12 protein-coding genes are annotated in these 10,854 nt (G+C 63.3%); 1 reads left to right on the top strand and 11 read right to left on the bottom strand.

All coding sequences use genetic code 11. The annotated features are described in order from the left end of the window. Together JWQ24_RS16965 and JWQ24_RS16960 are read right to left on the bottom strand one after the other, a co-directional pair. Nucleotides 1–160: 4-hydroxyphenylacetate 3-hydroxylase N-terminal domain-containing protein (locus JWQ24_RS16965; protein ID WP_299810378.1), on the bottom strand; the 160-nt coding region annotated here is incomplete at its 3' end. Between the two features lie 34 nt (nucleotides 161–194). Continuing rightward, nucleotides 195–725, bottom strand: a complete 531-nt coding sequence (locus tag JWQ24_RS16960; protein WP_299810377.1) for a flavin reductase family protein — start codon at nucleotides 723–725, stop codon at nucleotides 195–197. Nucleotides 726–912: 187 nt separating this feature from the next. On the opposite strand from JWQ24_RS16960, the gene JWQ24_RS16955 reads away from it, so the two are divergent. After that, complete coding sequence (locus tag JWQ24_RS16955) at nucleotides 913–1,452, top strand: MarR family winged helix-turn-helix transcriptional regulator (protein WP_299810375.1); 540 nt, start codon at nucleotides 913–915, stop codon at nucleotides 1,450–1,452. Between the two features lie 65 nt (nucleotides 1,453–1,517). On the opposite strand, the gene JWQ24_RS16950 is transcribed toward JWQ24_RS16955, so the two are convergent. From JWQ24_RS16950 to JWQ24_RS16910, 9 genes are all read right to left on the bottom strand, one after another. After that, entirely contained in the window at nucleotides 1,518–2,681 is a 1,164-nt protein-coding gene (locus tag JWQ24_RS16950; protein WP_299810372.1) for an ABC transporter substrate-binding protein, read from the bottom strand. A 55-nt stretch (nucleotides 2,682–2,736) separates the two neighbouring features. Next, nucleotides 2,737–3,462, bottom strand: a complete 726-nt coding sequence (locus tag JWQ24_RS16945; protein WP_299810370.1) for an ABC transporter ATP-binding protein — start codon at nucleotides 3,460–3,462, stop codon at nucleotides 2,737–2,739. Then, a complete protein-coding gene (locus JWQ24_RS16940; RefSeq protein WP_299810367.1) occupies nucleotides 3,459–4,229 on the bottom strand; it encodes an ABC transporter ATP-binding protein in 771 nt (256 codons plus the stop codon). The genes JWQ24_RS16945 and JWQ24_RS16940 overlap by 4 nt, the downstream gene beginning before the upstream one ends. Next, entirely contained in the window at nucleotides 4,226–5,074 is an 849-nt protein-coding gene (locus JWQ24_RS16935) for a branched-chain amino acid ABC transporter permease (protein ID WP_299810364.1), read from the bottom strand. The genes JWQ24_RS16940 and JWQ24_RS16935 overlap by 4 nt, the downstream gene beginning before the upstream one ends. Next, the gene (locus JWQ24_RS16930; RefSeq protein ID WP_299810361.1) at nucleotides 5,074–5,946 is read right to left on the bottom strand and encodes a branched-chain amino acid ABC transporter permease; all 873 of its coding nucleotides are present in this window, start codon (nucleotides 5,944–5,946) and stop codon (nucleotides 5,074–5,076) included. The genes JWQ24_RS16935 and JWQ24_RS16930 overlap by 1 nt, the downstream gene beginning before the upstream one ends. 335 nt (nucleotides 5,947–6,281) lie before the next feature. Next, entirely contained in the window at nucleotides 6,282–7,937 is a 1,656-nt protein-coding gene (locus JWQ24_RS16925) for an ABC transporter ATP-binding protein (protein WP_299810358.1), read from the bottom strand. A 5-nt stretch (nucleotides 7,938–7,942) separates the two neighbouring features. Then, entirely contained in the window at nucleotides 7,943–8,773 is an 831-nt protein-coding gene (locus JWQ24_RS16920) for an ABC transporter permease (RefSeq protein ID WP_299810355.1), read from the bottom strand. A gap of 13 nt (nucleotides 8,774–8,786) precedes the next feature. Next, nucleotides 8,787–9,800, bottom strand: coding sequence for an ABC transporter permease (locus JWQ24_RS16915; RefSeq protein ID WP_299810352.1), 1,014 nt, complete (start codon nucleotides 9,798–9,800; stop codon nucleotides 8,787–8,789). 5 nt (nucleotides 9,801–9,805) lie between these two features. Continuing rightward, nucleotides 9,806–10,854, bottom strand: a 1,049-nt coding sequence (locus JWQ24_RS16910; protein WP_299810349.1) for an ABC transporter substrate-binding protein, incomplete at its 5' end; no start/stop codon positions are given.

The following is a 10,854-nucleotide window of genomic DNA, read 5'->3' as shown; positions in this document are numbered from 1 at the left end:
GGTTTTCCGGCGCGCTCTGGAAATCGAACATCCGCCCGATCGAGGCGACCACGCCGCGGAATGCCGGGTGGGTGGTAACATCATCAACGCGTTCGCCGTCGATGTAGATCTCTCGCCCGTCGCGCAGGCTGGCGATGTGCTGTTGGCCGGTCTTGATCATGGTTTGCCTCGGTTTTGTGCGGTGCGTGTCGTATTCAGTAGTGCATCGGGAGCGGCCATTCCGGGCTGCGCTCGGTGCTTTGCAGGCTTCGGTAGGCGCCGCGAAAGAAGATCAGCGGCTCGTTGACCGGATAGGTGGAGAACCGCACCACCCGGCCGACAAAGATGACGTGGTCGCCGCCATCGTAATGCGCGTAGGGTGTGCATTCGAAATGCGCCAGGGCGCCGGCGATCAGGGGGGCGGCCATGTGGCCGAGCGTGTGCTCAACCGCCGTCCATTTGTCGCCCAGCGCACGGGCGAACTTGTTGGACAGTTGCTCCTGGTCGCGCCCCAGGATGTTGACGGCGTAGCCCTTGGCTTCGGTCATCGCCTTCAGGCTGAAGGCCTTGCGGTCGATCGAGAACAGCACCAGTGGCGGGTCCACCGAGACCGAATTGAAGGAACTCATGGTCAGGCCGATGGCGCTGCCGTCCGGGCCTTCCGCCGTGATCACGGCGACGCCGGTAGCAAACTGCCCGAGCGCCTGCCGGAAAGCGCGGGGATCGAGGTCTGACGCGGCGCTCATCAACCACTCCTGAGGGTCTTAACTAGCTTTGTATCAAAGCTAGTTGTGCGACTCAAATCCGACGCTGTCAAGCGTGCCGCGCGTAGCTGACGCTCGTTGCATACAACTTGTTTGTCACTGGGACGCCCGGTATACGGATGATGGGACGTGCGGGGACAAAATCGCGATGAAGACGAAACCACGAAAGGTGAAGATCGAGCCGACGATCACCCGAGCGCAGCTGATGGTCGGCGGTACAGACCGCGCCTTTCGCCAGTTCCTGCACGATACGCTGGCGTTTTCGGCAAGGTTGCAGGCCGTCCGCAGTCAGCTTGGCGCGGTAATCGGGCTGTCGGGTACGCAATATACCGTATTGATCGCTATCGCCCATCTCAGCGCCGACAATGAGAAGGTCGGCGTCAATCAGGTCGCTGAACATCTGCATTTCAGCGGCGCCTTCATCACGATCGAGATCAACAAGCTGGTAGCCAACGGCCTGGTCGAGAAGGAAACCGACGCCGAAGATCGCCGCCGGGTCGTCCTCACCATCACGCCGAAGGCCCGGGAACTTCTGAACGAACTGGCGCCTGTACAACGTCCGGTAAATGATATGCTGTTCCGGGGCCTGACGGCCGCCGATTTTGAAAAATTCCGTAAGCTGATGGCCGGTATGGTCGAGGCCGCCGACGAGGCGATCCGGCGGCTGGACTACAACGGCGCCGTCGCGACGAAGAGTTCCCTCAAGTAAGCGTCGGCGATTTTCCGCCGGCCGGCAGGAAGGCTGCGAACAGCCTCCCCGCCCCGCCATCGGCGTTACTTCGCGGTGTTGTCGAACAGGTTCCAGCGGCCGCCGCGGGCTTCGATGACGTAGATCGGCTTGATGCTGTCGCCGTTCTCGCCAAAGGTGATCTTGCCCTCGATGGTCTGCATGTCCTTCTGGGCACGGAGCGCGTCACGAATCGCGGCACGCTCTTCGGTTGCCTTGGTGGCAGCGCCCGTGACCTTGGCCTTCTTCATCGCCTCGGCATACATGTAGACGATGTCATAGGACGACGCGTCGCTCTGGTTCGGCTCCTTGCGGGACATGCCGGCCTTGGTGGCGCGCTCGGCGAAATCCTTGCCGAACTTGCGGGTGGCGTCGTTGAGATCCTGGTAGAAGGAGGTGCCGATCAAGGTGCCGTCGCCGGCATCGCCGAAGCGTGCGGGCAGATCGGGGTCGGCGACCGTGGTGCCGGCAATCAGACGGCCGGTGACGCCCTGGCGCTTCATTTCCTTGGCGAGGTTGACCATCGCTTCCGGCGGTGCGCCGACGCCGATCACATCGGCCTTCAACTGCGACAGCTGCGACACCTGCGGCGACAGGTCGAACGCCTTGTACTGGAAGTCGACCGAACCCTTCAGCGGGATCTTGGCTTCCGTGAACAAGCCCGGCAGCACGGAGACGCCGACCGACTTCGACACCGCATCGTCCGTGGCATAGGCAATCGCAGCGGAGGCCGTCGGAAGGTTCTTGGCTGCCATCGTCTTGAGGACGGTACCGAGCACCAGGCCTTCATCGACGGTGTTGCGGAACGCGAACTTGAACGGCGCGGCAATGCCGGGGGCCGATGACGACATCGACATCTGCACGATACCGAGACGCTCGCCGGTGGCGAAGGCGACGCGGGCTTCGCTCGACGAGAACGGGCCGACCACGGCCAGCGCATTGTTGTCCTGGGTGAACTGCTGCACGGCCAGCACGGCCTGCTTCGGATCGCCGGCGCTGTCGAACTTGACGACCTTGATCTTGTTGCCGTTAACGCCGCCGGCGGCATTGATCTCGTCCACCGCCATGTCGACGGCGATCTCGTTGGTGTTGGCGAGGCTGACGAACGGGCCGGTCTTGGCCATCGTGAAGCCGATGACGAGGTCTTCGGCGCTGGCGAAGGCGGTCGAGCCGAGCAACAGGGCCGTGGCCATCAGGACTTTGCGGTTCATGAACAGTCTTCTTTCGGTTGGAGAGGACATCGGACGGAAATCATCCGGATGGGGGTTAGGTCGCGGCGCCACCGAGGTAGGCTTCCTGCAGCCGCGGATCCTGCGCCAGTCTGGCCGGTTCGCCTTCGAGCGCGACGCGGCCGAGTTCGAGCACCACGGCGTGATGCGCCACGGAAAGCGCCTTGCCGGTGTTCTGCTCGATTAGCAGAATGCTCAGGCCGTCGCGGTTGAATTCCTTAATCAGGTCAAACAGCCGGTTAATGAACAAAGGCGACAGGCCGAGCGAGGGCTCGTCCATCATCATGAGCTTCGGCTTTGCCAGCATCGCGCGGCCGACCGCCAGCATCTGCTGCTCTCCGCCGGACAGGCAGGAGGCAAGATGGTCCTTGCGGGTCGCCAGATTGGGGAAGCGGTCGTAGATCGCCTCCATCTCACGGCGGACGATTTTGGTGTCGGTGCGCAGATGCGCGCCGAGCAGCAGGTTTTCCTCGATCGTCATCGAGATCAGTATCTGGCGGCCTTCCGGCACCAGCACGATGCCCTGGCCGACGCGGCGGTGCATCGGCTGGGCCGTCACTGCTTGGCCGGCGAAATGGATATCGCCCGAGAGCGGCTTCACGGCGCCGATGATGCTGAGCAGCAGCGTGCTCTTGCCGGCGCCGTTGGCGCCGAGCACGGCGACGATCTGGCCTTCGTCGATACGCAGCGTCACGTCGCGCAAGGCAGTGACGCGGCCATAGGAGACCGAAAGGTTGGCGACTTCCAGCAACGGGGTGCTCATGCCGCTTCCTCCGTGCCGAGATAGGCTTCGCGCACTTTTGCGTCGGTCTGCACCTGTGCAAATGTGCCCTCGGCGATCTTTTCGCCGAAGTTCAGCACCACGACATGACCGCAGATCGCGCTGACGAAATGCATGTCGTGCTCGATCACCAGCAGGGTGACACCGCGCGACTTCAGGAGATCCAGATGCTGCTTCAGCTCCGCGGTCTCGGTGGCGTTGAGGCCGGCGGCGGGCTCGTCGAGCATCAGGAGCGACGATTTCGCCAGCGTCGCGCGCACGAGGTCGATGCGCTTGCGGATGCCATAGGGCAGCGAGCTGATGCGCTCATGCGCGTAGCGCTCCAGCCCGCATTCCTCCAGCTCCTGCATCGCATCGCGAATCCAGCGGTGGTTCGGGATCAGCCGGAACGGTTGCAACAGGTCCCACAGGCCGGAGGCGCGGACATGCTGCCCGACCAGCAGGTTGTCGAGCACCGTGAGGTGCGACATCAGCCGGATGTTCTGGAAGCTGCGCGCAATGCCGGCGCCGATCCGCTGCCGCGAGGGCATCGCGGTGACGTCGACGCCATCCAGCGCGATGGAGCCCGCGGACACCGAATAAACGCCGCTGATCAGGTTGAACACCGTGGTCTTGCCTGCGCCGTTCGGTCCGATCAGGGCCGTCGAGGCGCCCTTCATGACATCGAAGGACAGGTTGCGAATGACGTCGAGCCCACCAAAGGATTTGCTGAGGCCCTGCACCGACAGGAAGGGAGTTGCGCCGCTCATCGTGCCGCTCCCGGTCGCGAGACCAGCCTGCGCAAAGCGCTGCCGATCCCGGTGGTGACCAGCCCCTGCGGACGGACCGCCATGAACAGGATGATGAAGACGGCGAACAGCGCGTAGCGCCATTGCGCACTGGCGCGCAGCAATTCCGGCATCAGGGTGAAGATCACCGCGCCGACCAGCGGCCCCCACACCGTCTGGGTGCCGCCGAGCAGCACGTAGAGCACGGTATAGATGCTGAGCATGACGCTGAAATACTGCGCCTCGATATAGTTGAAATAGTGCGCATACAGCCCGCCACCGACGCCAGCCACGACAGCGCCCAGCGTGAAGGCCGCGACCTTGATGAAGCGAATGTCGATGCCCATCAGGTCGGACACCAGCGGGTCGCTCTTCACCGCGGTGAGATACAGCGCAAACCGCGTGGTCGAGAGCAAGGCCATCAAGGCGACCACCGCTACCGCCGTGCCGATCACGGCGACCGCACCGATATGCACGGTGACCGGGTAACCGGACGCGCCGCCGACCACTTCGAGATTGAGAAAGATCGCCGCGATCACCTGCCCCAGCGCGAAGGTCGCCAGCGCCAGATAGATACCGTGGGTGCGCAGGATCGGGATCGCCACCAGCAGCGCCACCGCGCCGGCCAGACCGCCGCCGCTCGCCACCGCGGCCGCCACCGGCCAGCCATAGGTGTTGGTCAGGAACGACGCCGCATAGGCGCCAACCACCATAAAGCCGGCGATGCCGAGATTGAGTTGTCCCGCCGCCAGCGGCAGATACACCGCATAGGCCGCGATCACATTGAACGACAGCAGAACGAGGATGCCGAGCGCATATCCACTCATCACAATTTGTCCCTCGCCGCCGGCTTGCCGAGCAGACCCTCGGGCTTGATGATCAGCAACAGGAGCAGCAGCCCGTAGACGCAAATGTTGACGAAGTCCGAGCCGAGCGACTGGATCGACAACACCTCGACGAGGCCGATCAGGAGCCCGCCGATGATCGCGCCCCAGATGCTGCCCATGCCGCCGATAATCATAGCGCTGACGCCCTTGAAGCCGAGGCTTTCGCCCATGAACGGCGAGACCTGCAAATAGCTGATCGCAAACAGGATGCCGCCGAGCGCGGTGAACAGCGCGTTGAACACGAACAGTTGCGGCACCAGCGCGCCGACATTGACGCCGAGCAATGCTGCAGTATCGCGGTTCTCGGCAATGGCACGAATGCGACGACCGGCATTGCTGCGCTTGAGGAAGATCGAGAGCCCGAGCACGACGCCGAGCGAAACCACCAGGCTGATCAGCTGCGCGCCGCCGATCACCACCGGGCCGACCCGCATGTTGAAGTCGGCGATCACCTGCGGAAAGGACTGCTGGTCGGAGCCGAGATAGATGATGGCGATGTTCTCGACCAGTACCAGGAAGCCCAATGAGGAGACCAGCGGCACTTCGGAATCGCTGTTCCTGGAGGGCCGATAGGTCAGCCAGTACACCAGGAGCCCGACGAAGGCGGCACACAGGAGCGCGCCGCCGAAGGCGAACGTCCAGTGCCAGCCGACCTTGAGCATCGCCCACGACACCATGCCGCCGATCATGAAGGTGCCGGGAATCGAGAAATTGAGAAAGTTAAGCACGCCGATCGCCAGCGTGAACGCCACGGCGATCAGCACATAGATGCCGCCGAGCATCAGGCCGTTGATGACCTGCTGGGCGATCATGCGAAAACTTCCGTGCGCGGCATCGTCATGGGTGCTCGACCTTTCGCGCCTCGTAGAAGCGTGTTGTCTGACGCTCCTTCGGGTCAGATAATTAAATTACTTTGCTATCTGGTAAAGTCAATTCTTTAGGCATCGGCCGCTTGTGGATTGCGCATAACGCCGCAGGAGGCGCTAGAGTTAAGGGGTTTCCGCGCAGCAAAAAAGCCGCCCGGGCATGACACCGGACGGCTTTTGGATGTGACTGCCGGCTCGTGTCGCCGGTTCCGCCGCATTCCACCGAAGGGTGCGACAGCACGGTTAACACAACCTTAACGTCCCCGCAGAAACAACACCCCTTACGCTGGCACCACGTCAGCCAGCTGCGCTCCCGGTCCCGCGAACATTCCGCGCCCGGGGATCGCATCGAGCAGCGCGCGCGTATAGGCGTCCTGCGGATTCTGGAAGATTTCCTGCGTCTCGCCCTGCTCGACGATTTCGCCGCGCCGCATCACGATGATGCGGTCGGCGATCTCGGCGGCCACGCGCAGATCATGGGTGATGAAGATCATCGCCAGGTTCATCTCCTCGCGCAGCTCTGCCAGCAAGGCCAGGATATGCGACTGCACGGAGACGTCGAGCGCCGACACGGCTTCATCCGCCACCAGCACAAGAGGCTTCAGCGCCAACGCGCGAGCGATACAGATCCGCTGACGCTGTCCGCCGGAGAATTCATGCGGATAGCGGTTGATGGCGCTTTCGGTCAGGCCGACGCGGGCCAGCAGGCGACGGGCATCAACGAACGCCTCCTCCTTCGAGGCGCCATAGGCCATCGGGCCGCGCGCGATGGCGTCGCCGACCTTCTGGCGAGGATCGAGGGCTGCGAACGGGTCCTGAAACACGATCTGGATCTTGCGCCGCATGGCACGCAGCCGTTCGCCGCGCTGCGCCAGCAGATCGTCGCCACCGAAATGCACCGAGCCGGTATCGGGCTCGATCAGCCGCATGATCAGGCGACCCAGCGTCGACTTGCCGGAGCCGGACTCGCCGACGATCGCGATGGTCTCGCGCGCCTTCAGGCTCAGCGAGATGTTCTGTACCGCCGCCGTGCGCCGTGGCGGCAGGAACATGCCCTGACGCGTCACGAAGGTCTTGTTCAGGCCGGCGGCGTCGAGCAATGGCTCGGTGCCGATCTGGCGGTTGCCGCTTTCCAGCTTGCGTCCGCCGGGAACGGCAGCGATCAGGCTCTTGGTGTAATCGTTCTTGGGATGGCGCAGTACCTCGTCGACGGTGCCCTGCTCCACCACACGGCCGTTGCGCATTACGACGACTCTGTCGGCGACATCGGCCACCACGCCGAAGTCATGGGTGATCAGCAGCACGCCCATGCCACGCTCGGCCTGCAACTGCTTGATCAGTGCCAGGATCTGTTTCTGCGTGGTGACGTCGAGCGCGGTGGTTGGCTCGTCGGCCAGCAGCAGCGCCGGATTGTTGGCCATCGCCATCGCGATCATGATGCGCTGGCGCTGACCGCCGGAGAGCTGGAACGGATAGGAGCGCGCCAGCGCCACCGGGTCCGGCAGGCCGACCGCATTGATCAGTTCCTGCACGCGGGCATTGACGGCCGCGCCGGAGAGCGCCGGCTTGGTATGCGTGATGATCGATTCCGCTATCTGCTGCCCAACCCGCGTCAGCGGATTGAGCGCAGAGAGTGGCTCCTGGAAGATCATCGAAATCTCGCCGCCGCGCAGATGCCGCATCCCCGCTTCATCGACAGCAGCGATGTCGCTGCCGTTGAAACGGACGGCGCCGGCGGCGATGCCCACGCGCTCCGGCAGCAGCCGCAGGATCGCATGTGCCGTCATCGACTTGCCCGAGCCGGACTCGCCGACCAGGCAGACGATCTCGTTGCGGTTCACATTGAGCGAGACATCCTCGATCGCGAAGCCGCGGTCGGCGCCCTCCGGCAGCCGGATCGACAGGTTCTCAATGGCAAGCAGAGTTTGTTCGTTCATCGATGTCATCGCTTGCGTGAGATGCGCGGGTTCAGCGTGTCGTTGAGACCTTCGCCCACAAGATTGATGGCCAGCACGGTGAGCAGGATCGCCACGCCCGGAAACACACTCATCCACCAGGCCTGGCGGATCACGGTGCGCGCGGAGCCAATCATGAAGCCCCATGACATCAGGTTGGGATCGCCGAGCCCCATGAAGCTCAGCGCGCTCTCGATCAGGATAGCGCTGGCAACCGCCAGCGAACCGGTGACGATGATCGGCGAGATGGCGTTTGGTAGAATGTGGGTCAGCACCACGACGAGCGGGCGTTCGCCCTGGCAGACCGCCGCCTGGACGAATTCGCGGCCGCGCAAGCGCAGGAACTCGGCACGCGTCAGCCGCGCCAAAGGCGGCCAGCTGACCACGCCGATGGCCAGAATGACGTTAGACATTTTCGGCCCCAGCGTCGCCACCAGCAGAATCGCGAGAATGAAGCCCGGAATGGTCTGGAACAATTCGGTGATGCGCATCATCACCTCATCGACCTTGCCGCCCCAATAGCCGGCGATAGCGCCGACGGTGACGCCGATCAGCAACGCCGCCAGCGTCGACGTGACGCCGATCAGCAGGGAGATGCGCGCACCATGGGCGATGCCGGCAGCAACGTCGCGGCCAAGCATGTCGGAGCCGAGCAGCAGGCCCTCCGACAGCGGCGGCTGGAACGGTGCGCCAACCATGTCCCAGGGATCGTCGGGAAACGCGAACGGGGCAGAGGCCGCGAGAATCACGATGGCAAGGAGGATCACAAGCCCGACCATCCCGGTCGGGTTGCGCAGAAACGCTCTGAGGGTTGTCATGACAAAGTCCCGTTCACGACGCCGTCCGCACGGCGACGCGCGGATCGATGACGCGGTAGATCGCATCGGTCACCAGGTTGAGGAAAATGACCAGCACCGACATCACCAGGAATATCCCGAGCAATACCGGATAGTCGCGCTGCAACAGCGCATCGTAGGTCAGACGGCCGAGGCCTGGCCAGGCGAACACGGTCTCGATCACCACCGCACCGCCGACCAGCGCGCCGGCCTGCATGCCGGCCACGGTGACGATCGGCAGCATGGCGTTGCGCAGGATGTGATGCATGATGATGCGACCCTGCTTCAATCCCTTGGCGCGCGCGGTCTTGATGAAGTCCTGGTGAGTCACCTCGACCACCGAGGAGCGCATCAGGCGGGTGTAGATCGCCAGATAAACCGCAGCGAGCGACGACGCCGGCAAGATCAGGTGCCACAGGATGTCACGCATGCGCTCGAACGCGGTCTGCGCCACACCGATGGTAACGTATCCGAACGCCGGCACCCAATCGAGCTGCACCGCGAACAGCAGCACCAGCATCAGGCCAAGCCAGAATACCGGTGTGGCATAGAGCAGTAGCGAGACCACCGTCAGCAAGGTGTCCGACCATTTTCCGGCACGGACACCGGCGAGGGTGCCCAGCACGATGCCGGCAAACAGCGCCAGCAGGAACGCAGTGCCGGTCAGCAGCAGCGTCGCCGGCATGCGGTCCATCAGCAGCGACGCTACGGTGCGCTGCTGGCGATAGGAGTAGCCGAGGTCGAGGGTCACGATCCGCTTCAGGTAGGTGGCGAGCTGCACGGGATAAGGTTTGTCGAGGCCGTATTCGGCGCGCAGCTGAGTCAACAGCTTCTCGTCGGACGCGCCGCTCTGCCCGGCCATCACCTGGGCAGGATCTCCCGGCGCAGCATGAACCAGCATGAAGTTGAACGTGGCGATGACCAGCACCACCGCGACGAACTTCACGGCCCACGCCGCGAAGGCCAGAATCAGGGCGAACAGGCGACCGCCTTTGGCATCAGCAGACATTGCGCTCACGTGTAGGATACCGATCCGAAGGTTTCATGGACACCGATCGCCGTCGACACGACGTTCTTGAGACGCTTGTCGATGAAGTTCGGATATTCCGCCTCGAACATCCACGCCACCGGCACGTCCTCGATCAGGATTTTCTGCACGGCAGAGTACAATTCCTGGCGCTTGAGATCCGACGTCGCCACCGCCGCTTCCTCGAACAGCCGGTCTACTTCCGGATTCGAATAGCCCGCGGTGTTGGAGAACAGGATGCCCTTCTTGATGTTCGAGGAGATGTAGGTACGGGCGACGCCGAGGGCGGGATCGCCGAACTGGTAGACCAGGTTCATGGTCATGTGGAAATCCCAGTTGCTGCACTTGTCGGCCCAGCCGGCGACATCGGTGCTCTCGAGCTGGATGTCGATGCCGACACGGCCGAGCGACTGGCGGATGAATTCGCCAGTGCGCTGATAGCTTTCGCCATAGGGCGGCACCAGGTATTTCAGCGTCACGCGCTTGCCATCCGCGCCCGGCTTCAGGCCCATCTCGTCAAGCAGCGCCTTGGCCTTGTCGAGCGAATACTCGTACTGCTTGACGTCCTTCTCGTAGAATCGCGTCTTCGACGAGACCGGGCCGGTGGCGATCTTGCCGAGGCCGAAGAACACGCGCGTCAGCAGCGCCTTGCGATCGATGGCGTACATCACGGCCTGACGGAACCGCTTGTCGTTCATCGGTGCAATGCGGTTGTTCAATTCGAGCCACTGATGCGGCGCGAAGAATTCATAGCCCTTGGTGGTCATGTCCAGGTTCGGCAGCTTCGACAGGCGCTGCACGTCGAACGCTTCGACGTCGGTCCACTGGGTCAGTTGCACGGTGCCCTGCTCCAGCGCCACCGAACGCGACGCCGAGTCGGGGATCACGCGGTAGATGATCTCGTCGAGGTGCGGTTCGCCCGGGCGGTAATAGCCTTCGTGCTTGACCAGATGCACGTGCGAGCCTCGCACCCACTCTTTGAGCTTGAATGGACCGCAGCCGATCGCCTGGGCATTGGCCGGGTTCTTCCGATAGT

The sequence above is a fragment of the Tardiphaga sp. genome, assembly GCF_028290495.1.
GTDB lineage: Bacteria > Pseudomonadota > Alphaproteobacteria > Rhizobiales > Xanthobacteraceae > Tardiphaga.
This window is presented reverse-complemented; position numbering and strand designations above follow the sequence as displayed.

Excerpts from the sequence above, each read along its gene's own strand:
- JWQ24_RS16960 (WP_299810377.1), bottom strand. The coding sequence starts at position 725 with ATGAGCGCCGCGTCAGACCTCGATCCCCGCGCTTTCCGGCAGGCGCTC.
- JWQ24_RS16950 (WP_299810372.1), bottom strand. The coding sequence starts at position 2,681 with ATGAACCGCAAAGTCCTGATGGCCACGGCCCTGTTGCTCGGCTCGACC.
- JWQ24_RS16945 (WP_299810370.1), bottom strand. The coding sequence starts at position 3,462 with ATGAGCACCCCGTTGCTGGAAGTCGCCAACCTTTCGGTCTCCTATGGC.
- JWQ24_RS16940 (WP_299810367.1), bottom strand. The coding sequence starts at position 4,229 with ATGAGCGGCGCAACTCCCTTCCTGTCGGTGCAGGGCCTCAGCAAATCC.
- JWQ24_RS16935 (WP_299810364.1), bottom strand. The coding sequence starts at position 5,074 with ATGAGTGGATATGCGCTCGGCATCCTCGTTCTGCTGTCGTTCAATGTG.
- JWQ24_RS16930 (WP_299810361.1), bottom strand. The coding sequence starts at position 5,946 with ATGATCGCCCAGCAGGTCATCAACGGCCTGATGCTCGGCGGCATCTAT.
- JWQ24_RS16925 (WP_299810358.1), bottom strand. The coding sequence starts at position 7,937 with ATGAACGAACAAACTCTGCTTGCCATTGAGAACCTGTCGATCCGGCTG.
- JWQ24_RS16920 (WP_299810355.1), bottom strand. The coding sequence starts at position 8,773 with ATGACAACCCTCAGAGCGTTTCTGCGCAACCCGACCGGGATGGTCGGG.
- JWQ24_RS16915 (WP_299810352.1), bottom strand. The coding sequence starts at position 9,800 with ATGTCTGCTGATGCCAAAGGCGGTCGCCTGTTCGCCCTGATTCTGGCC.